The following is a 21,219-nucleotide window of genomic DNA, read 5'->3' on the forward strand; positions in this document are numbered from 1 at the left end:
TGAAGTGACGCTCAGGAAGCTAGAAATACTCTGCTCTTTTGTCAGAACGGGCAGCTTGGTAAAAACCGCTGAAGAGTTGCAGTTGAGTTCAGTCAGCATTCACAAGGCCTTGCACTCACTTGAAGCTGGAATTGGCTGCCCCTTATTTGTAAAAGAGGGTCGCCAATTAAAGGCGCTTCCCGCAGCGCTGTACTTGGCTGAAGCAAGCGTAGATCTTCTCGGTGATGTTGAGCGAATTCTCAAAAAAACCAGAACCAAAGCTGGCGTGGAGAGCGGGCAAATTCGCCTGGGTTCTATGTACTCCTTAACAGCCAACATTATTCCCAGAATCATCATGGGCACGAAGATTCGCAGGCCAGATCTAGATATTGATTTATATCTGGGCTCCAACGAAGATCTCATGAAAAAGCTCTATGAAGGCAATATTGATGCTGTAGTCATTGCTGCACCATCTGATGATTCCCTTGATGGAGTGGAGGTAGTCCCCTTATTTGAGGATGATCTGTATTTAGCCTCCTCTAAGGGAAGCAAGCCCAAAGATAGTAGCGTTGACTTATCGGAGTATGAGTTTGAAAAATTCTTAACGCTCCAAGACGGCTTTGCGACTACTTCTGGTTTTTATGATGCTTTCAAATTGGCTGGATTTAAGCCTAACGTGGTGATGAAGGTGGGCGATATCTTCTCTTTGATGAATATGGTCTCCAGCGATATGGGCAGGTCTTTGCTCCCGGGCAGGGTGAAGGCGCTAATGGGTGATGCTATTGAATTTACCCCCCTTCAGTCGAAATATCGGGTAACACAGCGTATTGCCTTGATGTATCTTCAGGCTAATGAATCTAATCCGAATATCTTGGCTCTAGCTGCTGAAACCCGCATGTTGCATCGCAATAACAAATAATGCGCGATCTTCTTCTCCAATAATCATTAACATTAGGTTAATGAAAATACATTTAACTTAATTGATTACCCCCTGGGTCGGGAATACATTGAGGGATTATTTTGTTGAACATTATTGGATAAAAACCTCATGCTGGAAAAGTTAGCAAAAGCTCGATATTTTTCTCGCGTCACTGGCGCGGTAAATCGGCTCATTTCTGAGCGAGGCGAGTCCAATGCAGTCAGTATGGCTGACGATGTCATTAACAACTATCGCAAGCTCTCCAAAGATCAGCACATCAAATTTTTCACCTTCCTGTTTGAGAAGCTCAATCCAGATGCCGCAGCGGTGATGACTGCAGCACAAAATTTTTCTGTTGAAGCGAGTGCTCGTAATTACATTAAGTTGCAACGCGTGACTGAGCCTCCAAGACAGGAGTTATTTCGACGACTCAATCGAGCAACTAACGGTACAGCTGCCTTAGTTGAAATGCGACGCGATCTTTTGCAGTTGCTTGAAAAGCAGCCCGAGTTAACTGCTGTTGATTTTGATCTGCGTCACTTATTGTCTTCTTGGTTTAATCCAGGCTTTTTGAAGATGCATCGAGTCGACTGGAAATCCCCAGCAGAAGTGTTGGAGAAGTTAATTCAGCATGAGGCAGTACATGCGATTGATGGCTGGGATGACCTGCGGAGGCGCTTGCAGCCTGATCGTCGTTGCTTTGCATTCTTTCATCCGCAGCTGCCAAATGAACCTTTAATCTTCGTGGAGGTGGCTTTGCTGCCTGAGATTCCAGCGGTGATTACTCCCTTGGTAGATAAGAAGGCTGAGACCGTTCATCAAAGCTCGCAATACAAGGTTGCCGCGTTTTATTCGATTAGCAACTGTGAGCCTGGCTTGCGTGGTGTTTCGATGGGTAATTTCTTAATCAAGCGCGTTGCTGAGCAATTGCATGCAGAGTTCCCTGGTTTAAAAACATTTGTCACGCTCTCACCAATTCCAGGATTTATTGATTGGGTTACAGCAGGTGCTGATATTGGCGGAGATAAAACTGGTGTTCAGTTAAAGCCAGCAATTCGAACAGCTCGTGAACAAGCATTAGAGGCTATTGGTTTGGCTAAACGCTCATGGACGGAGCGTTTGAGCTCTGGTTGGCATCCCGATAATGCTACTGAAAAAGAAAAGAATGCTTTGCTTTGCCTTGCCAGTATTTATCTGGCATTGGGATCCGCTGGTAGAAACGGCAATCCAGTAGCGAAATTCCATTTAGGTAATGGCGCTAAGTTACATCAAATTAACTGGGCTGCTGACCTCTCGCGTAAGGGTTTACGTCAGTCAGCAGCACTAATGGTCAATTATTTATATGATCTCTCGGCAGTTGAGGAGAATCATGAGCGCTTTACACAGGGCGAAATCGATTATTCGCGGGCTGTAGGTCGTTTAATGCAGTCATAAGAAGAAATTTTGGAGGAGAGTCTCTAAAGCAGAGTTCATAGAGTATTCGCTTTAGAATGGGGCATTAAGAAGCCGGCGGCCACAAATCTGGCAGTGTCCTTAGTTGTGAGTAATAAAAAATAATAGTCATTTAGGAGATGAACATGACAGATACAAAAGAAATATCTCAATTGCGTCGCGCATTGCTACTGGGCGCCGCCGGAGCAACTGTTGCGGGTTATGATTTGAGCGCATTTGCTCAGTCAGGTGCTAAAAGTTTAAAAATTTCTCACCAATTTCCTAGTGGTACAGACTTCCGAGATCGCCTTTGCAAGAAGTTCGGCGACGAGGTGACCAAGAAAACGAACGGCGAATTGAAATTCGACGTTTATCCACAGTCTTCATTAATGAAGACTAATGCCCAATTTAGCGCTTTGCGCAAGGGCGCCCTAGACTTTAGTTTTTATCCAATGCCTTATGCGGGCGGTGAAGTTGTTGAGGCGAATATTGGTCTGATGCCAGCATTAGTTACCAGCTATGAGCAGGGTGCAAAGTGGAAGAATGCTGAAGTTGGCAAGATCTTAAACAAGGTTATGGAATCCAAGGGAATTGTGATCGTTAGCTGGGTATGGCAGGCTGGTGGAGTTGCAACCCGTTCCGGTCCAATCTTAGTTCCAGATGATATTAAGGGCGTCAAAGTTCGCGGCGGAAGTCGTGAATTTGATGCGATGCTGAAGGCTGCTGGAGGTTCTGTAATGACCTCTATTCCCTCGAACGAAGTATATCAAGCGGTGCAAACAGGATCATTGGAGGCGGCTTACACATCCTCAGCCAGCTTAATGTCATTCAAGCTTGCAGAGCTCACCAAAAACTTCACCTCCGCCAAAAATAAATCCTATTGGTACATGTTAGAGCCACTCATGATGTCTAAGACGGTATTCGATTCATTAACACCAAAACAGCGTGATGTGATTATGGCTGTCGGTGCCGATATGGAAAAGTTTGGCACTGAACAAGCTAAATTGGATGATATTGATGCTTCGATTGCCTTTGCTAAGGCAGGTAATAAAGTATTTGAGCTAGATATGTCAGTGGTGGATAAATGGAAAGCGGTGGCAAAAGCCTCTGCATGGAAGGAATTCTCTGAACGTAACGAAACCTGTGCGGCCATGATGCGTTCTGCAGAGAAGATCTCGTAATATGTTTAAGATCTTAGAGGCTGCTGACAGAGTAATGTCAGCAGCAAATAAATGCTTGGTATTGTTGGGCTCAATAGCGCTGATGGCTGCCGCTTTAATTCTGAGTTACAGCGTCATGTCTCGCGGCTTATTTCATGCTGCTAATGACTGGCAGGACGAGGCCGCTTTATTTTGCTTGGTCGGCGTAACATTTCTCTGTAGCTCATATGTTCAAGAAAAGCGTGGGCATATCGGCATCTCTGCGATCGAGGGTTTATTGCCACACCCCGTCAATAAAGTTCGTGCCGTTGTTATTGATGTGATCTCATTCCTTTTCTTCGCATTCTTTTCTGCTAAGACTTGGGACTTGCTCCATGAAGCATGGGTAGATGGACAGGTTACGAACTCCACTTGGGCGCCCCCATTGTGGATTCCATACTCAATGATGTTTGTAGGCATGATGTTGCTTACATTCCAATTATTTTTGCAAATTTTCATCAGAAAAGCGGTGGCTCCTGATGCGGTTAGAGGGGGTCACTAGGATGTCTATTCTCACGATTGGGCTTTTGTTTGCTGTAGTAACTCTGTTAATTATGTTCTCAGGGATTTCAATTGCTTTTGCGCTTGGTATTGTGGCAATCATCTTTATGTATTTCTTCATGCCCGCTTCCTCTCTAGATACTGTGGCGCAAAATGTCTACGAAGAGATGTCCAGCATTACGTTAATGTCCATCCCGCTTTTTATTTTGAAGGGCGCAGCGATTGGACGTTCGCGTGCAGGTAAGGATTTATACGACGCTCTCCACGTTTGGATGGGTAAGGTGCCAGGCGGTTTGGGGGTTGCTAACGTGTTTGCATGTGCATTGTTCGCTGCTATGGCTGGCTCAAGCCCTGCAACCTGCTCAGCGATTGGCAGCGCTGGTATTCCAGAAATGCGCAAACGTGGGTACTCACCAGGTTTTGCGGCTGGGATTATTGCCGCTGGTGGAACATTGGGGATTCTATTGCCGCCTTCGATCACGATGATTTTGTACTCCGTTGCGGCAGAACAATCTTTGGGACGTCTATTCTTGGCGGCTATTGGTCCAGGAGTAATGTTGGTTGTATTTTTCTCGGCTTACACCATCTATCGTTTCCGTAAAGAGTATGCAACTGCTTACCAGGCTTATGAAGTTAATAAGTCTGCCAATCCTATTTTGGATCGTCAGACTTACACTATGCAACAAAAAATGAGCTCCTTACCTAGGGTTCTGCCATTCTTGGTCTTGTTGATTGGCGTGATGGTTGCTTTATACGGCGGCTACGCCACACCAGCAGAAACTGCTGGACTGGGCGCAGTGTTTGCCTTTTTATTAATTGCTGTGATTTACAAGATGTGGCGCTTTAAGGATCTTTATCCTTTATTAGACGTCACCATTCGCGAATCTGCAATGTTGATGTTCATCATTGGAATGTCTTTGTTATTTGCTAATGTGATGAGCTATTTGCACCTGAGCCAATCGGCTGCTCAAGCTATCGTTGATTTGGGTGCGTCTCGTTGGGTTTTACTGGCAGCAATTTTGCTCATGGTGATTGTTCTAGGCTTCTTCTTGCCGCCTGTTTCGATTATTTTAATGACTTCGCCTATCTTCCTGCCGCCTCTACGCGCTGCTGGTTTTGATTTAATTTGGTTCGGTGTGGTGATGACCATTGTGATGGAGACTGGGCTGATTCATCCGCCTGTTGGACTGAATATTTTTGTTATCAAAAATATTGCTCCGGACATTACATTAAAAGAGATCATCTATGGCGTGATGCCATTTGTATTCATCATGCTTTTTTCTGTCATATTGCTTTGCGTATTCCCAGAGATAGCTACCGGTTTATCTAATTGGGTAATGGGCGCACCACTAGTTTAAGAAATCAAGGAATTTTCATGAATTTGTATTCAGTATTGGAAAAAGGTTTTCCAAAAGATAAAAAAGCGTGCGCTATCGAAACGCATGATGGCCTCTATTACTCTTGGGGTGATCTAGAGGGCGCAACGGCAAAGATAGCCAACTTACTGAAAAGTCTTAAGCTACCCGCAGGTTCACGTGTTGCCGTTCAGGTTGAAAAATCTCCTGAGGCCTTATTTTTATATCTGGCCACTATTCGAGCAGGGTATGTCTATTTACCTCTCAATACCGCTTATCAATCTGCTGAGATGCAGTACTTTATTGAAAATGCAGAGCCTGCTGTAGTAGTTTGTAGCGGTAAGAATTTCTCTTGGGTATCCAAGGTTGCATCTAAGGCTGGTACCAAACAAGTATTTACCTTAAACGAAGATCGCACAGGTACTTTGCTCGAGCGTGCTGGTGGATTGAGCGACACATTCAAGACCGTTGCTACTAAGGATGATGATTTAGCTGCGATCCTGTATACCTCTGGTACAACGGGCCGCAGCAAGGGTGCTATGTTGACCCATAAGAATTTGTATAGCAATGCACAAGTCTTGCAAAAATTCTGGGGCTGGAAAAAGGGTGATGTACTTTTACATGCATTGCCAATCTTCCACGTTCATGGTCTGTTTGTTGCAGCGCATGGTGCATTAATTAATGGTAGCAAGATGATTTGGTTGCCACGTTTAGATGTGTCGCAGCTGATTCATCATATGCCGCAATCAACAGTCATGATGGGCGTACCTACTTTCTACGTACGCCTCTTGGCTGATAAGGGCTTTACCAAGAAGGTAGCCCGCAATATGCGCTTATTTGTTTCGGGTTCAGCACCTTTGTTGACTGAAACATTTAACTCTTTCAAAGAGGTGATTGGTCAGCCTATTCTTGAGCGTTATGGCATGAGTGAAACCGTCATGTTGGTTTCGAATCCTTACAAAGGCGCTCGCGTGGGCGGTTCAGTGGGATTGCCTTTGCCTGGCGTGCAGGTACGCGTTGTTAATGAAGACAATAAAGCTTGCGGCGTTGATGAAATTGGCAGCATCCAAGTTAAGGGCCCAAATGTATTTAAGGGCTATTGGCGTATGCCGGAGAAGACTGCGGAAGAGTTCACCAAAGATGGTTGGTTTAAGACTGGTGACGTTGGTCGCTGGGGTGGGGATGCTAATGGCGGTAAAGCACCTAAAAACTATTTATGCATCGTTGGCCGCAGTAAAGACTTAATTATTTCTGGCGGTTACAACGTCTATCCAAAAGAGATCGAAAGTTTTATTGATGACATGGATGGTGTTGATGAGAGCGCAGTAATCGGTATTCCGCACCCTGACTTTGGTGAAGCTGTAATGGCAGTGGTTGTGCCTAAAGCTGGAGCAAAGTTAAATGCCGAAGCCATGATCGCTACCCTGAAAACGCAAATTGCCAATTTCAAGATACCAAAACGTTTAGAGATTGTTGGTGACTTGCCCCGAAATGCGATGGGTAAAGTGCAAAAGAATATTTTGCGTCAGCAATACACCAGCTAGTTAAAAACCAAATGCCTTGCGGCTTTCGTTAAACATGAAGGCCGCAAGGAAAAATAGCATTACGCCAAAGACTCTTTTAAGTTGAGCCACATCCAGCTTTCTGGCCAGCTTGGCTCCCCAAGGTGCAGTAAAAATACTCACCCCTACAATGCAAGCAACGGCAGGTAAGTAAACAAATCCCATCGATCCAGTTGGTAGAGTAGGATTGCCCCAGCTGCCGTACATATAACCCAGGGTTGCTGCAGCTGCGACTGGAAGGCCCAAGCCGGATGATGTAGCCATGGCAGTGTGGGGTTTGACGTTGCACCACAACATAAATGGCACGGTCACAAATGCGCCACCAGCACCCACTAAGCTTGCAAGCCCACCTGCGAATGCCCCAAATGAAAATAGACCAAGCGATCCCGGTAGCTCTCGACCTGGTTTTGGTTTTTTATTGAGCAGCATCTGAATGGAGGTGTAAACAATAAAGATAGCAAAGAAGAGTGAGAGCCAAGAGGTTTTTAATGCTTCGAATAATTCGCTGCCACCAATCAGGCCACCAAAAATCATTCCAGGACTAAGTGATGCCACTAATTTCCAATCGATTGAGCCATGTTTATGGTGAGCCCAAATTGCGGAGGAGGTGGTGAATAGAATGGTGCACATTCCAGTGGCAATCGCCATGTGCACAATCACTTCTTGGTTGAAGCCCAGATGATTAAAAACCAAGATCATGAACGGCACTAGGATCATGCCGCCACCGATGCCCAGGAGTCCCGCAAGAAATCCAGAGATGCTCCCACAGAGCATCAACATCAAGATGTCGCTCAGTAACATGAATTCCCCGCCTTGGCCGCTAGGCCGTCATCCTGAACCCTAAGGTTCAAGGTGGAACGGCTACTCTGTTTCGGGTGCATTAAGAAATTCAGGGAGTAACCAAGTCTAAGTTGGCACTGTGAACTTGCAAAACGCTCACGCCCACAAGGTAAAGATCGTTCCGGATGCTTGCGCATCGGTTCAAGGAACTATTGGCCTTGGCGAACCAGGCAGGGAAAGGGTTTGCATCAAAGAGTCTACTTGCTCTTCAAGCCCAGCAATTTCTGCTTGAAGACGAGCTATTTCATCGGAGCTGACATTTGAAGAGGCGCTTTGATGGGTTTGATTCTTTTGCAATGTAATTAAGTCACCTGCAATTTTGAGCGCTGCCATCATGCTGGCTCGTTCAATGCTGCGATTACCACCACCGATGGCCAATTGAATTTGTTCGTCAACCAAGACACAGGCCGCACGAAGTAGGGGTTCATGTTCAGCGCTGGTCGCTAAAGTGATCTTTTGACCGGCAAGAGTTACTTCAATGCGTTGTTGGCTCACTGTCGTCCTCTGAGTTGGTTGGTGGAATGACTTCGCCAAGTAAGTTTAATTGGCGACCATCACTTTGTTCTGGTAGGCGACTCAAGATACGTTGTACCCGTTTTTGAGCATCTTCAATCTTGCCCTCAAGCAGAGTGCGACTCTGATTGAGATTGCGAACAGCATCTTGGATTAAAGATAGCTTTTCGGAAAGGCGTTTAATGGATACGCTAAGGGTATCCAGATCTTCATCGCCAGTGGAATGAGGGTGGAGCTCGTTCATAATGGCATTGTAGTCTGAAAACAAGAGGTTATTTCACTGTGTAGCGAAGACCTACGAATACATTAGATCCGGCATTGGCATAGCCGTAGCTAGTTTGATACTGCGAATTAAATACGTTATTCCATCTAATGAAAGTTGAGAGGCCTTTTTCCAGCTGATAGCTGCCGTAAAGACCAACCAAGGTGTAGCTCGGTAAATTATTGACATTCGCCGTCTGATCGGAGTTGACTCCCCCCCATCTAGCCCCAGTTAACGTGAAATTTGATCCCACATTCAATTTATTTAACTTGTAATCAATGAGTAGATTGCCAACCCAATTGGCTCGATTGGGTACATCTAGCCCTGTGGTTTGATCTACAGTACTCATGGCATCTGCAGATGCCTTTAAAGTTAGATTGGAAAATCTTGCATCAGCCCCTAAGGAGGCGCCCTTAATTTGGACTAAGCTGAAGTTGGCTGGATAAGATCCGGAATAATAGGCGGGGTTAGCACAACCATAGTATGGATCGCAGTTGATTGGGATAATAAAGTTTTCAATCCTGTTTTGATATGCAGTGAGGTGTAAGCCGTAGGTCTGAGTTTCGTAATGAATGCCACCTTCTAAGTTTTTGTTAGTTTCTGGTAATAAATTCGTGTTTCCATAACCGGGGTAGTAAAGATCATTAAATGAGGGTGCTCTAAAGCCAGTGCCGTAGTTCACATTCACCCTTAATTCCTTGGTTAAAAAATAACCATAAGCAACGCTATAGGTAGCCTTTGATCCATATTGGGAAATTTGGTCATTTCTAACTGATAGTGTGGCTAGGCTATTGCCACGTTTTAATTCATAAGCACCCGCAATTGAGTTAGTTGTTCTGAGCTGACTGACATTGATGTTGTTACAGGCGCCAGTCGGGCCGTAATTGCAGTATGTTGAATACGCCGAGTTATCCATATTGGCGTATTGCATATTTCGCTCTAAAAGAACTTGTAATTTATCTGACCCAATTTTGATATCGTTTTGCCAGAGAAAATCGTAGGCAGGAGTGACTAGCTTGTCATTACTTTGAATGGTATTTGCTTGGGTTGCATTAGTTGAGCTCGACATCTGAAATAAGCTATTCCAAATATCCGTTAATTGATTTCGTGAGAATGCTGAAAATATCGACAATTGATTCATCCCGCCGTCCACGTTAGCGGAGCCACCTAAGTAATCGTAACTTGGATATAACCAATTATTTTTACTGGCAAAAATTTTCACACCCAACTCTTGTCCTTGAGACCAGGTATTTGAGATCGAGCCTGTAGCTCCAATTCTCGTGTAGCCAGTGGCGACGGTAGGATATGGCCCCCATCCGCGATAGTTTGATCCGCTTGGATTAGCTGGATTATTACTTGCAACAGTATTAAATCCAGCAGAATTTTCTTGGCTCACTCCGATGGAGAATTGGGTTGTTTTTTCGCTCCCAAGTGATCCTGATGCTGAAGCGCTGGAAATGCTTGTGTTGTATGTTCCATAGCCTGCTGAGACATCAAATTCAGTTGTGGCGCTACCTTTTTTGGTAAATATTTGAACTACGCCACCCATTGCATCTGAGCCATAAAATGTGCTTTGTGGACCATAAATGATTTCAATATGATCAATTAATGAGAGTGGGATGGCGTTCCAAATTGCGCCGCCTCCAACGGAATCGACTTTTACACCGTCAATCAATATCAAGCTTTGAGCATTACTCGTACCTCTTAAGTAAACGCTCGATATATTTCCTGATCCACCGGAGCTAGAAATCTGGACGCCTCTTTGTTGTTGAAGTAAATCGGGCAGGCTCGACTGGGCTGAATTTTCAATCTCATCTCTACTGATGTATGTGTAATCTGCTAATACATCATTCCCGGACTTGGGTGTTCTTGTTGCGGTTACTATGATTGGGTTGATGGGGTCCAATGAATTTGTTATGGATACGCTCGAATTGCTTTGCGCAAAAACATAACTGCTTAGCGTGAGAATGCTGGCGCAAATTAGGGCGCCAAGATGTTTACTTCCGAACTGCTGCTGCATTTTTGACCTTCCGTTATCGAATGCCTAGCTCACTTCCCCGTAAGCTGGGTCGAACAGAATTTCCGGTACAGGAGTTCGGGCGTCAATTTGGCGTTTGATCGAGAGATCTGACGCTGTCATCGGCGCGCGAAGATCCCCGTCCGCAAAATTCCACCTGTCTTGGCCGGTATCCGGGCTAGTAAATGTCAGAATTTGGCCTTCCCATGCGATTGACGCGCACAGTGGCGTTTCAGATTCCTGACGCCCCTTACTGCGTATTTGGAGCGTATTTACCTACCGTTGCGGGGGCAGCACACGTTTAGTGTTTCCCGTTTAACTTTATTGCACTGCAATAAAGCACCACGACTCCTGAATTCTAGCCGATAGAAGGTCTTTGATACCTGATTTGGCTCATAAAAAGCCTACAATAGAGGGTCTAGGATGAAGGATTCATGACAGCATTAGATAAGCACCTCGAAAAAAACCTAATTCGGCTACAGCTGAGTCAAAACTCAGTCTTGAAAAGCTTGGATCCGGCAGCTATGGCAGATTTAGAGCGCCACCTGGAGATCTCAGACCTCAGAAAATCAGAAATCTTGCTTCATCAGGGTGATCACCAGATGGAGCAATACTTTGTGCTTGATGGAATTTTGAAGCGCATTGTCTCTAGCGCAGATGCAAAAGAAATGATCCTGCGTTTTGCCATTGAAAAAGATATCGAAACTAGCTATGCTGCCTGGCGCCTGAAGACAGCCGCCCCATATAGCATCGCCTGTGTCACTAAAGCCCGCGTAGCCCGCATGCCAATGAAAAAGTGGGCTGAATTCCTAGAAGAGCATAAGCCTCTCAAAGAGAGTTTTGAATTCGAGGTGATGCGTCTGATGAGCGAGATCATGGCTCATACCATTACCTTGCACATGTTGGATGCCCCAGGCAGGGTAGAGCGCTTTTTGCGCAAATACGAGAACCTTTTTGAGCTTCTCCCTAAAAAAGAGTTGGCCGCTTATCTCAATCTCTCCCCAGAGACCTTGAGTCGCCTCAAAACCAAGCATAAAGAGCTTTTTATCTAGGCTTCAGGACCCTGTAATTACAGGATTTAGAGGGAAATTGACCGAAGTCAATGATGATCCCGACCCCCAAGCCTAATATTCATCTCAGCCTAAGCGGGGAGTAAAACCCGTCGTGCGATTAATAACTTTATTGGAGACAGTAGCGCAAGCTAGATTGCATTAGCCCTTACTCAGAGCTATCCGTAATTCACCTAAAAATTCTATGACAACAGACAACCAAAATACCCAATTAACTGATGGCTTTCACCTCGTTATTGATGCACTGAAAGCAAATGATCTCAATACGATTTTCGGTCTCGTAGGCATTCCAATTACTGACCTATGTCGTTTAGCTCAAGCAGAAGGCTTGCGCTTTATTGGTTTCCGTCATGAGCAGCATGCTGGTAATGCTGCAGCGATCGCTGGTTACATGACTCAAAAGCCTGGTATCTGTATGACTGTTTCTGCACCAGGTTTCTTGAACGGATTGACAGCATTGGCAAACGCCACTGTGAACTGTTTCCCAATGATTTTGATTTCCGGTTCAAGTGAACGTGAAATCGTTGACTTGCAGCAAGGTGATTACGAAGAGATGGATCAGCTCAATGCTGCTAAGCCATATTGCAAAGCTGCCTATCGTATCAATCACATTGAAGATATCGGTATTGGTTTTGCTCGCGCAATCCGTGCTGCCGTTTCTGGTCGTCCAGGTGGCGTGTATTTAGATTTGCCAGCCCAGTTGCTTGCTCAAACAATGCCTGCAGAAGAAGCCAAGAAAACCATCTTCAAGGTAATCGATCCAGTCCCACGTCAAATCCCAGCAGCAGATGCTGTTGCTCGCGCATTAGACGTTCTTAAAGGCGCTAAGCGTCCATTGATTCTGTTGGGTAAGGGTGCTGCCTATGCTCAAGCTGATCAAGAGATTCGTGATCTGGTTGAAAAATCTGGCATCCCTTATTTACCAATGTCTATGGCAAAAGGATTGTTGCCAGACAATCACCCACAATCTGCTTCTGCAGCACGTTCATTTGTATTGGCTGAAGCTGATGCAGTGTTGTTGGTTGGTGCGCGTTTGAACTGGTTGCTGGCGCATGGTAAGGGCAAGACATGGGGAAAAGAGCCTAAGAAATTTATCCAAATTGATATTCAGGCAAACGAAGTCGATAGCAACGTACAAATCGCTGCACCGTTGATTGGTGATATTGGTTCATGCGTTGGTGAACTCTTGAAGGGTATCTCTGCTGTTCCTAAGCCAAGTGCCGAGTGGATTGCTGCGATTACTGAAAAGAAAGACAAGAATCTTGCCAAGATGGCAGAGACTTTGGCTAAAGAAGCGAACCCAATGAACTTCCATGGTGCATTGCGCGTCATTCGTGATGTCATCAAGAAGAACCCAGATGTGAACTTGGTGAACGAGGGTGCTAATACTTTGGATTACTGCCGTGCCATCGTAGATATGTACAAGCCACGTAAGCGTTTTGACTCTGGTACATGGGGCATTATGGGTATTGGTATGGGCTACTCCATTGGAGCTGCTGTCATTAGCGGTTTGCCAACAGTTGCAGTTGAGGGCGATAGTGCATTCGGCTTTAGCGGTATGGAATTGGAAACGGTTTGCCGTTACAACCTGCCAATTACTACTGTTGTTTTCAATAACAACGGCGTATACCGTGGTACCGATGTAAATCCTACAGGTGGCGCTGATGTTGCCCCAACTGTGTTTGTAAAGGATGCACGTTACGACAAGATGATTGAAGCATTTGGTGGTGTGGGTTACTACGTAACTACCCCAGCAGAATTAGAAGCAGCATTAACAGAAGCCATTGCTGCCGGTAAACCAGCCCTCATCAATGCTGTTATTGATGAAACTGCAGGTACTGAGAGTGGACGTTTAACAAACCTAAACCCATCCACAGCAGCTGCTAAGAAGTAATAAAACATTAATATTTTCGGACTACATTTGCAGTAAACAAGAAAGACTTAAGGAGAAACAACTATGACTAAACCATTAGACGGTATTCGCATTATTGACTTCACACACGTACAAGCAGGTCCTGCATGTACTCAGTTGTTGGCATGGTATGGCGCTGACGTAATTAAAGTAGAGCGCCCAGGTTCTGGTGACGTAACACGTAGCCAGTTGCGCGACATTCCAGGCGCAGATGCTTTGTATTTCACAATGCTCAACGGTAATAAGCGTTCTTTGACACTTGATACTAAAACTCAAGAAGGTAAAGAAGTGTTAGAGAAGATGATCAAGACCTCTGACGTCATGGTTGAAAACTTTGGTCCAGGCGCTTTGGATCGTATGGGATTCTCTTGGAAGCGTATCCAAGAATTGAACCCAAAAATGATCATGGCTTCTGTAAAAGGCTTTAGTGATGGCCACTCATACGAAGACTTAAAAGTGTATGAGAACGTAGCTCAGTGTGCTGGTGGTGCAGCTTCTACTACTGGTTTCTGGGATGGTCCTCCTACCGTTTCCGCTGCCGCTTTGGGTGACTCTAATACTGGTATGCATTTGGCAATTGGTATTTTGACTGCTTTGATGCAGCGCGCGAAGACTGGTAAAGGTCAAAAAGTTTCTTGCTCAATGCAAGATGCAGTATTGAACTTGTGCCGTGTTAAGTTGCGCGATCAACAACGTTTGGACAAAGTTGGTTACTTGGAAGAGTACCCACAGTACCCACATGGTTCATTCACTGACGTAGTTCCACGTGGCGGTAACGCTGGTGGTGGCGGTCAGCCAGGTTGGGTGTTGAAGTGTAAAGGTTGGGAAACTGATCCTAACGCATACATCTATTTCACTATTCAAGGTCACGCTTGGGAGCCAATTACTAAAGCTTTGGGCAAACCAGAGTGGGCAACTGATCCAGCTTACATGACTGCTGAAGCTCGTCAAGACAAGATTTTTGATATCTTCGCAACGATTGAAGATTGGCTCAAAGACAAGACTAAATACGAAGCTGTGGACATCCTCCGCAAGTTCGATATTCCATGTGCTCCAGTTCTCTCCATGAAAGAATTGGCTGCATCACCAGACTTGCGTAAGAGCGGTTCGATTGTTGAAGTTGACCACAAAGTACGTGGCAAGTATTTGACTATCGGCAGCCCAATCAAGTTCTCTGATTTGGAAATCGAAGTGAAGCCATCTCCTGTATTGGGTGAGCACACTGATGAAGTGTTGACTGACCTAGGTTACAGCTCAGATGACATCGCTAAATTGCATGCAGCAAAAGCAGTTTAATCACGATTAATATCGCTGTTAAGTAAAGGGCGCTCCTAGTGAGCGCCTTTTTTATTCAGAAAAGCAATATACAGATTTATCAAAAAGACATAGACTGTTTCCATGAATACCAATATCGATTTACATCAGTTAGTGGAGTGCGTTGGTGATGCAATCATTGTGGCCGATTCCGATGAAAAGATAGTGTTGTGGAATCCTGCAGCTACTCGCATCTTTGGTTATTCAGAAGCAGAAGCCTTGGGTAGCACTTTGGATTTAATTGTCCCGGAACGCCAGCGTCAGAGACACAACGAGGGCTATAGCCACTCAATGCAGACCGGCACCACTCGCTATGGCACTTCTTTATTAAAGGTTCCGGCCAAACATCAAGATGGCAGCATGCTGTCGATTGCCTTTACAGTTGGCATGCTTTTTGATGAGAATCACCAGGCCAATGGGGTGGTAGCCATTATTCGAGATGAAACTGCTCGTTTTGCTGAAGAAAGGGCTCTCAAAAAGCGCCTCTCTGACCTTGAAAATTCTCAGCCCTAGCAATACTTAGGCTCCATGGGGCTTAAATAGAGTTTATGCCCAAAAATTGTGCATCTGCTGATGAGCCTGATTACCCGCTGGTAAAATCGCCTTAATTCAAAATTTCATTCTTATTGGGACTTAAATCATGGCAAAGGCACTAGAAGGGGTCAAAATCCTCGACTTTACGCACGTTCAATCAGGGCCAACTTGCACTCAGTTGTTAGCTTGGTTTGGTGCAGACGTGATCAAGGTAGAAAAATCAGGCGAGGGGGATGCAACACGCGGTCAATTGCGTGATATTCCCGATGCGGATAGTTTGTATTTCACGATGTTGAACCATAACAAGCGTTCCATCACTGTAAATACCAAAACCCAAAAGGGTAAAGAAATTCTGGAGCGTCTGATTAAAGAGTGTGATGTTTTGGTTGAGAACTTTGCGCCAGGCGCACTCGATCGCATGGGATTTTCTTGGGAGCGTATTCAGGAACTCAATCCAATGATGATCATGGCTTCTGTTAAAGGATTTGGCCCTGGCCCCTATGAGCATTGCAAGGTATATGAGAACGTAGCGCAATGCGCAGGCGGTTCTGCATCGACCACCGGTTTTGATGATGGCCCACCCATGGTCACTGGTGCGCAAATTGGTGACAGTGGTACTGGTTTGCATTTGGCGTTGGGTATTGTTACTGCGCTGTATCAACGAACTCACTCTGGCCGCGGTCAGAAAGTATTGGCAGCAATGCAAGATGCAGTCTTAAATTTGTGTCGTGTGAAATTGCGCGATCAACAACGTCTTGAACGTAACGGCGCAATGAAAGAGTATCCCCAATACCCAAATGGCCAGTTTGGTGATGCTGTGCCCCGTGCTGGCAATGCCTCTGGCGGTGGTCAGCCAGGTTGGATTGTCAAATGCAAAGGTTGGGAGACCGATCCTAATGCCTATATGTATGTGATTGTCCAGGCTCCAGTTTGGGAGGCGATTTGCAAGGTGATTGGTCGCGAAGACTGGATTACGGATGTTCGCTTTGCTTCTCCAATGGCGCGCTTGCCTCACTTAATGGAAATTTTTGGTGAGATCGAAAAATGGACTATGACTTTGAATAAGTTCGAGGTTATGGATGTGTTGAATAAATACGATATCCCATGCGGCCCAATTTTGTCGATGAAAGAAATCGCAGAAGAACCTGCGTTGCGCGCTACTGGAACTGTGGTGGAAGTGGATCATCCTATTCGTGGCAAGTACCTCACTGTTGGTAATCCCATTAAGTTGTCGGATAGCCCAACTGATGTTGAGCGTTCACCACTACTTGGTGAGCACACCGATGAGATTCTGAGTGAGTTGGGTTACTCCACTGATGAATTAATTGAACTTCGTCACGACAAGGTTATTTAAGATGCGGGTTGCGTTGATTGGTAGTGCCGACTTTGGTAAAGCCGCATTAGAAGCTTTTTTAGATCGTGGTGATGAAGTGGTAGCTGTATTTTGTCCTCCAGATAATCCCAAATCAACTAAGCCGGAAGCGCTTAAAGAAGCAGCGCTAGCAAGGGGTTTGACTCCACTGCAATTTTCTTCCCTGAAGGGTTCTGAGGCTGCTCAGGCAATGATTGATAGTCAGGCTGATATCTGTGTCATGGCCTATGTACTGCAGTTTGTGCCACAAGAACTCTGCAAAATCCCAAAGCACGGCACCATTCAATATCACCCATCACTATTACCAAAGTACCGCGGCCCTAGCGCGATCAATTGGGCGATTGCTTTAGGTGAAGAAAAGACTGGTTTAACAATCTTCCGTCCATCTGATGGCTTGGATGAAGGTGAAGTGATTTTGCAAAAAGAAGTGGCGATTGGGCCTGATGACACTCTTGGTAAGATTTATTTTGACTACCTTTTCCCGATTGGCGTAAAGGCACTGTTAGAGGCGGCCGACTTAGTAGTGGCTGGCAAACATCAAGAACTGGTTCAGGATGAGTCACAAGCAAACTATGAAGGCTGGTTTGATGCGAATGCTGCTCAGATACATTGGGCAACACACATCAGTCAAATTCATAATTTGATTCGCGCTTGTAATCCAGCGCCTGGTGCATGGACCAAGTTTGGTGAGCAAAAGGTTCAGATCTATGATTGCCATAAGCATGTGGCTGCTACCTTTGGCGCAGTCAAAGGCAAGCCTGGTGAAATTACTCAAATCACTCTAGATTCTTTATTTGTCAGCTGCCATGGCGGGCAGATCGAGGTCCTCAAGGCTAAGGGGGGCGCAGGGAAGGTGAGTGGTGCTGAATTAGCTAAGGAGCTGAATCTAGCAGTAGGGCAGTTCTTTAACCTGTAAATTCCTTGGCGCTCCGAAGGGTTAAGTTAATAATCCTTTGTTGCGCAGCTGAGCGAGCCGGATTGGATAGCCTGAATGAAGGTCTCATAGTCATGCTCGTTTTGCTTTGCATATAAGCTTGCAAAATGAACGAGAGAGTCATCTAAAGCTTCACTGTTACCGCAGTATCCCGCAAGCGTAGCTGCATCCCCGGAGCGAGCATGTGCATTAGCTAAAGCCCAGCCAAAGAGTTTGGCAAAATCAGGAAAGACTTTTGCATTGATGCCATCGTTCCCAACCGAAATTCCACCTTTCATATCGCGTAACTGTCGAACATAAAAATCGACTTCACGTGTTCTGCCAAAACCCAGAAAAAGATCTGGCGCTCCTTGAATGAGGGATTGTCCATGCACTACGCGCTCGCCCTCGGAGGTAAATTGAGCGCTTGGAAAATATGGAGCTAAAACGGATTGTTGAGCCTGTTTGGTCTGCAAAAAAAGCGCGTCATTTGCGTCCAGGCCCTCAAAATATAGGACCCAGCAGGAGGTTCCCACGCTGCCAACCCCGACTATTTTTCGTGCCCAATCAATCCATTTGTAGCGCAGTAATAAATGGCTGCGATCTGGTGGCAATGACTGAATATAGGAGTTCATGCCCTCATCATTGAGCTCTGAAATCTTTCCGCCATGAACGGAGAGTTCAAGATGTTCAATAAAAGGAGGGTTGTTGATCAACCGAATCCCTGCAGCGGTTTTTTGCGTTAACTTACCAATTAAGCCAGCATTATTATTTTTTCGAGCTTTATCTAGCAAGCCCTTTAAATATTTTTGACTTGCAGCGCTTCCATATTTGACGGCAATGCTCTTTAAAACCTTTTCATCGATATAGGTACGCTTCATATCAACATAAGGGACTGAGGCATAGTGATGAAGGTAGTTGCGATAGGCTGTAACAATATTGCGAACAATCATTTCACCATACGCATGGTCTTGACCTAACTGCTTGGAGGCAATCAGGGCGCTTGTCGTAAGGCGTTTTAAATCCCAATCAAAGTTGCCAGGAAGGGTTTCATCAAAATCATTGATGCCAAACACGAGTTGGTGCTCTGAAGTGGAGAAAAATCCAAAATTACTCACGTGCATATCGCCACACAACTGAACCTGAATAGGCACACTTTGAGTTTTAGCCAAGTCATTGGCCATAATTGCAGCGCCACCCCGAAAAAAAGCAAAGGGATTGGCGGCCATCCGAGCATGGCGGATAGGGATGTACTCAGGAATGCGCGTTTTAGCCTGCTCAAGCAATGTATCAATCGGAGATTGACGTTTGCCTTCGACATTGAATTGCCCAATTGCAGATCGACTTGCCTGCTTGCGGATCGATTTCCCTAAGGCGAAGCGCTCTTTTAGGGTGAGATTTTTTTTGAGAAATGATTCGTATAGTTCACTCGACATGTTTTGATAATCCGATGTGTCTATTTAAGGGTGACGCAAATTTGCAAGAGAGAGGCTCAAGCAACTCTGAATATCTTCTGCCTAGAGATTAAATCTCTAGGTTGTCGATCAAGCGGGTTTTGCCAAGCTTGGCTGCCGTCAGAATAACTAGGGGCTCACCAGCTTGCAGATTTTCATTAGTGGCGGGTGCTAGATCACCTTGCTGGCGAATCGCGATGTAATCTGGGTTCCAGCCGCGTCCAGTGAGCTTAGTAACTGCTTCTTTTTCAATTTCAGATAAAGCCTGTACATTGCGATCGCTTAACTGTAAAACACGGTTACGAACTTCTTGTAAGGTCTTTTGTAATTCCGGTGCTTCTGCACGTTCTTCTGTCGAAAGGTAGCCGTTGCGTGAAGAGAGGGCGAGACCATCATCTGCACGAATAGTTTCACCAGGAATAATTTCTACCGGTAGAGAAAACTGCTTAGCCATTCTGCGAATAATCATCAACTGTTGATAATCTTTTTTACCAAAGACGGCTACTTTGGGTTGCACGCATGAAAACAGCTTTAAGACCACTGTACAAACGCCTTTAAAGAAGCCGGGGCGGAACTCCCCCTCGAGAATATCGCCTAACTGCTGCGGTGGGTCAACCCGATACTCTTGAGGCTGTGGATAAAGGTCTCGCTCAGTTGGCGCAAAGAGGATGTACACCCCTTCTTTTTCCAGTTTCTCGATATCCGCTTGCATTGTGCGAGGGTAACTGTCGAAATCCTCGTTCGGGCCAAACTGTAAGCGGTTTACAAAGATGCTGGCCACCACTGGATCGCCATGCTGTCTAGCTAAGCGCATAAGTGATAGGTGACCTTCGTGCAGGTTGCCCATGGTTGGTACAAACGAGGCACGGTTTTGTCCGCGCAAATGGTCGCGCAACTCCTGAATGTCGCTAATAATTTTCATGCAACAGGGGTGTAGGCGAGGCGCACGTAAATTGGTGCATAAGGCTCAGCCTGAGTAATCTCTACTAAAGCCTCACGAGAGAGTTCTAGCATTGCGATAAAGTTAACGATCACAACCGGAACACCTTTGCCGGACTTAATGGCATCTTCAAACAGCTCGCTAAACTCTACAAATTTTGTATTTTGTAGACGACGCAAGATACGGGTCATGAAGTCACGGACAGAGAGTTCTTCACGAGTAATGGTGTGGTGCTGAGTCAGTTTTGCGCGATGAAGTACGTCACGCCATGCCATTTGCAGATCTTCTAGGTTGACTTCTGGCCAAGTAATTGCAACGGTGGTATCCACAAAACCATGGGCTACTTGGAAGTCGCGACCTTGTTGTGGAATTTGATCGAGCTCTTGCGCGGCAAGTTTCATGCGCTCGTATTCCAATAGGCGACGAACTAATTCTGCGCGAGGATCTTCTACTTCCTCTTCGCTATCCGCCTTCTTCATTGGCAAGAGCATGCGAGATTTAATTTCAATCAACATTGCGGCCATTAATAAATACTCAGCAGCAAGTTCAAGGTTGTGATGACGAATTTGGTCGATATAGCTCAGGTACTGTTGAGTAACCTGTGCCATCGGAATATCTAGCACGTTGAAGTTTTGCTTACGAATCAGATACAGCAAAAGATCCAGCGGTCCTTCAAATGCTTCCAGAAAAACCTCTAGCGCATCGGGTGGAATATAGAGGTCAGTAGGAAGTTTAAAAAGCGGTTCGCCATAAAGCTTGGCGAATGCTTCCGACATTCCATCAGTTACCGATGGAGTGCTATCAAGTAAATCGGATATCGGCTGAGTACTTGGCTCAGTCATTCGAATAAACGTAAGCGCGTTGTTTTAATTGAGCGGCTTTTGCACGACGCTGATCTTCAACGCTCAGTGGCTCTTTATCCCAAAGGAGGGCGCGGCCAGCCTGCTGCTCTGCCTCGAGGTTGGGTTTCTCGGTTTTAAGTTCATTTAAGAACTGGGTGAATTCAGATTGATATCTAGCCATGACATTTCCTAAAATACTCAATAAATTCAATAACTTATAAAGTTAGTGATAAAAGTGAATTGAGGACTACGAGCACCATTATAGGTGCTTTTTAGGCCCTTTTTTACAA

At 45.5% G+C, this 21,219-nt stretch carries 19 protein-coding genes, 1 other RNA gene, 1 pseudogene and 1 riboswitch; of the genes and pseudogenes, 12 read left to right on the forward strand and 9 right to left on the reverse strand.

Annotated features, from left to right (window positions below; genetic code table 11):
• The first annotated feature begins 4 nt into the window (after positions 1 to 4).
• The 6 genes from A9236_RS08280 to A9236_RS08305 all read left to right on the forward strand — a co-directional run bounded on the left by A9236_RS08280 (position 5) and on the right by A9236_RS08305 (position 6,928).
• On the forward strand, positions 5 to 898 hold the full coding sequence (locus A9236_RS08280; protein ID WP_255402243.1) for a LysR substrate-binding domain-containing protein: 894 nt from the start codon (positions 5 to 7) through the stop codon (positions 896 to 898).
• Between the two features lie 129 nt (positions 899 to 1,027).
• Entirely contained in the window at positions 1,028 to 2,332 is a 1,305-nt protein-coding gene (locus tag A9236_RS08285) for a malonyl-CoA decarboxylase domain-containing protein (RefSeq protein ID WP_071464913.1), read from the forward strand.
• A gap of 143 nt (positions 2,333 to 2,475) precedes the next feature.
• On the forward strand, positions 2,476 to 3,510 hold the full coding sequence (gene dctP / locus A9236_RS08290) for a TRAP transporter substrate-binding protein DctP (protein ID WP_071464914.1): 1,035 nt from the start codon (positions 2,476 to 2,478) through the stop codon (positions 3,508 to 3,510).
• A 1-nt stretch (position 3,511) separates the two neighbouring features.
• Positions 3,512 to 4,030 carry a TRAP transporter small permease gene (locus A9236_RS08295; RefSeq protein ID WP_071464915.1) on the forward strand — a complete coding sequence of 173 codons (519 nt, stop codon included), beginning with the start codon at positions 3,512 to 3,514 and terminating at the stop codon, positions 4,028 to 4,030.
• A 1-nt stretch (position 4,031) separates the two neighbouring features.
• The gene (locus A9236_RS08300; RefSeq protein WP_071464916.1) at positions 4,032 to 5,387 is read left to right on the forward strand and encodes a TRAP transporter large permease; all 1,356 of its coding nucleotides are present in this window, start codon (positions 4,032 to 4,034) and stop codon (positions 5,385 to 5,387) included.
• A gap of 17 nt (positions 5,388 to 5,404) precedes the next feature.
• On the forward strand, positions 5,405 to 6,928 hold the full coding sequence (locus A9236_RS08305) for a malonyl-CoA synthase (RefSeq protein WP_071464917.1): 1,524 nt from the start codon (positions 5,405 to 5,407) through the stop codon (positions 6,926 to 6,928).
• On the opposite strand, the gene A9236_RS08310 is transcribed toward A9236_RS08305, so the two are convergent.
• The 5 genes and pseudogenes from A9236_RS08310 to A9236_RS08325 all read right to left on the reverse strand — a co-directional run bounded on the left by A9236_RS08310 (position 6,929) and on the right by A9236_RS08325 (position 10,581).
• Positions 6,929 to 7,747, reverse strand: coding sequence for a sulfite exporter TauE/SafE family protein (locus tag A9236_RS08310; protein ID WP_071464918.1), 819 nt, complete (start codon positions 7,745 to 7,747; stop codon positions 6,929 to 6,931).
• Positions 7,748 to 7,966: non-coding RNA, 6S RNA (gene ssrS / locus A9236_RS08315), on the reverse strand.
• Between the two features lie 99 nt (positions 7,967 to 8,065).
• Positions 8,066 to 8,281 (reverse strand): annotated as a pseudogene (locus A9236_RS11540) (cell division protein ZapA); the annotation flags it as partial.
• Entirely contained in the window at positions 8,262 to 8,543 is a 282-nt protein-coding gene (locus A9236_RS08320; protein ID WP_071464919.1) for a hypothetical protein, read from the reverse strand. The pseudogene A9236_RS11540 and the gene A9236_RS08320, both read right to left, overlap by 20 nt.
• A 28-nt stretch (positions 8,544 to 8,571) precedes the next feature.
• Entirely contained in the window at positions 8,572 to 10,581 is a 2,010-nt protein-coding gene (locus A9236_RS08325; RefSeq protein ID WP_083393443.1) for a TonB-dependent receptor domain-containing protein, read from the reverse strand.
• 143 nt (positions 10,582 to 10,724) lie between these two features.
• Positions 10,725 to 10,940: riboswitch (cobalamin riboswitch) on the reverse strand.
• Between the two features lie 72 nt (positions 10,941 to 11,012).
• Between A9236_RS08325 and A9236_RS08330 the strand changes: the two genes are divergently transcribed.
• The 6 genes from A9236_RS08330 to A9236_RS08355 all read left to right on the forward strand — a co-directional run bounded on the left by A9236_RS08330 (position 11,013) and on the right by A9236_RS08355 (position 17,696).
• Complete coding sequence (locus tag A9236_RS08330; RefSeq protein ID WP_071464921.1) at positions 11,013 to 11,630, forward strand: Crp/Fnr family transcriptional regulator; 618 nt, start codon at positions 11,013 to 11,015, stop codon at positions 11,628 to 11,630.
• 202 nt (positions 11,631 to 11,832) lie between these two features.
• The gene (gene oxc, locus A9236_RS08335; RefSeq protein ID WP_071464922.1) at positions 11,833 to 13,542 is read left to right on the forward strand and encodes an oxalyl-CoA decarboxylase; all 1,710 of its coding nucleotides are present in this window, start codon (positions 11,833 to 11,835) and stop codon (positions 13,540 to 13,542) included.
• Between the two features lie 63 nt (positions 13,543 to 13,605).
• Positions 13,606 to 14,856 (forward strand): formyl-CoA transferase, encoded by a 1,251-nt coding sequence (gene frc, locus A9236_RS08340; protein ID WP_071464923.1) that lies wholly within the window; start codon positions 13,606 to 13,608, stop codon positions 14,854 to 14,856.
• 102 nt (positions 14,857 to 14,958) lie between these two features.
• Positions 14,959 to 15,387, forward strand: a complete 429-nt coding sequence (locus A9236_RS08345) for a PAS domain S-box protein (protein WP_071464924.1) — start codon at positions 14,959 to 14,961, stop codon at positions 15,385 to 15,387.
• Between the two features lie 127 nt (positions 15,388 to 15,514).
• The gene (frc, locus tag A9236_RS08350; protein WP_071464925.1) at positions 15,515 to 16,762 is read left to right on the forward strand and encodes a formyl-CoA transferase; all 1,248 of its coding nucleotides are present in this window, start codon (positions 15,515 to 15,517) and stop codon (positions 16,760 to 16,762) included.
• A complete protein-coding gene (locus A9236_RS08355) occupies positions 16,734 to 17,696 on the forward strand; it encodes a methionyl-tRNA formyltransferase (RefSeq protein WP_236638797.1) in 963 nt (320 codons plus the stop codon). Before frc (A9236_RS08350) ends, A9236_RS08355 begins: the two co-directional genes overlap by 29 nt.
• Positions 17,697 to 17,722: 26 nt before the next feature.
• Here the strand turns inward: A9236_RS08355 and A9236_RS08360 are convergent, their stop codons facing one another.
• From A9236_RS08360 to A9236_RS08375, 4 genes are all read right to left on the reverse strand, one after another.
• Positions 17,723 to 19,129, reverse strand: a complete 1,407-nt coding sequence (locus tag A9236_RS08360; RefSeq protein WP_071464927.1) for a DUF2252 domain-containing protein — start codon at positions 19,127 to 19,129, stop codon at positions 17,723 to 17,725.
• A gap of 88 nt (positions 19,130 to 19,217) precedes the next feature.
• Positions 19,218 to 20,069: a pantoate--beta-alanine ligase gene (panC, locus tag A9236_RS08365; protein WP_071464928.1), complete on the reverse strand. Its 852-nt coding sequence runs from the start codon at positions 20,067 to 20,069 to the stop codon at positions 19,218 to 19,220.
• On the reverse strand, positions 20,066 to 20,929 hold the full coding sequence (locus A9236_RS08370; protein ID WP_071464929.1) for a ScpA family protein: 864 nt from the start codon (positions 20,927 to 20,929) through the stop codon (positions 20,066 to 20,068). The genes panC and A9236_RS08370 overlap by 4 nt, the downstream gene beginning before the upstream one ends.
• The gene (locus A9236_RS08375; protein ID WP_071464930.1) at positions 20,922 to 21,110 is read right to left on the reverse strand and encodes a DUF3460 family protein; all 189 of its coding nucleotides are present in this window, start codon (positions 21,108 to 21,110) and stop codon (positions 20,922 to 20,924) included. The genes A9236_RS08370 and A9236_RS08375 overlap by 8 nt, the downstream gene beginning before the upstream one ends.
• Between the last annotated feature and the right edge of the window lie 109 nt (positions 21,111 to 21,219).

It is taken from the genome of Polynucleobacter sp. QLW-P1DATA-2 (assembly GCF_001870365.1).
GTDB lineage: Bacteria > Pseudomonadota > Gammaproteobacteria > Burkholderiales > Burkholderiaceae > Polynucleobacter.

Coding starts and splice junctions, on each gene's coding strand:
- A9236_RS08285 (WP_071464913.1), top strand. CDS start 1,028: ATGCTGGAAAAGTTAGCAAAAGCTCGATATTTTTCTCGCGTCACTGGC.
- dctP (WP_071464914.1), top strand. CDS start 2,476: ATGACAGATACAAAAGAAATATCTCAATTGCGTCGCGCATTGCTACTG.
- A9236_RS08295 (WP_071464915.1), top strand. CDS start 3,512: ATGTTTAAGATCTTAGAGGCTGCTGACAGAGTAATGTCAGCAGCAAAT.
- A9236_RS08300 (WP_071464916.1), top strand. CDS start 4,032: ATGTCTATTCTCACGATTGGGCTTTTGTTTGCTGTAGTAACTCTGTTA.
- A9236_RS08305 (WP_071464917.1), top strand. CDS start 5,405: ATGAATTTGTATTCAGTATTGGAAAAAGGTTTTCCAAAAGATAAAAAA.
- A9236_RS08310 (WP_071464918.1), bottom strand. CDS start 7,747: ATGTTACTGAGCGACATCTTGATGTTGATGCTCTGTGGGAGCATCTCT.
- A9236_RS08320 (WP_071464919.1), bottom strand. CDS start 8,543: ATGAACGAGCTCCACCCTCATTCCACTGGCGATGAAGATCTGGATACC.
- A9236_RS08325 (WP_083393443.1), bottom strand. CDS start 10,581: ATGCAGCAGCAGTTCGGAAGTAAACATCTTGGCGCCCTAATTTGCGCC.
- A9236_RS08330 (WP_071464921.1), top strand. CDS start 11,013: ATGACAGCATTAGATAAGCACCTCGAAAAAAACCTAATTCGGCTACAG.
- oxc (WP_071464922.1), top strand. CDS start 11,833: ATGACAACAGACAACCAAAATACCCAATTAACTGATGGCTTTCACCTC.
- frc (WP_071464923.1), top strand. CDS start 13,606: ATGACTAAACCATTAGACGGTATTCGCATTATTGACTTCACACACGTA.
- A9236_RS08345 (WP_071464924.1), top strand. CDS start 14,959: ATGAATACCAATATCGATTTACATCAGTTAGTGGAGTGCGTTGGTGAT.
- frc (WP_071464925.1), top strand. CDS start 15,515: ATGGCAAAGGCACTAGAAGGGGTCAAAATCCTCGACTTTACGCACGTT.
- A9236_RS08360 (WP_071464927.1), bottom strand. CDS start 19,129: ATGTCGAGTGAACTATACGAATCATTTCTCAAAAAAAATCTCACCCTA.
- panC (WP_071464928.1), bottom strand. CDS start 20,069: ATGAAAATTATTAGCGACATTCAGGAGTTGCGCGACCATTTGCGCGGA.
- A9236_RS08370 (WP_071464929.1), bottom strand. CDS start 20,929: ATGACTGAGCCAAGTACTCAGCCGATATCCGATTTACTTGATAGCACT.
- A9236_RS08375 (WP_071464930.1), bottom strand. CDS start 21,110: ATGGCTAGATATCAATCTGAATTCACCCAGTTCTTAAATGAACTTAAA.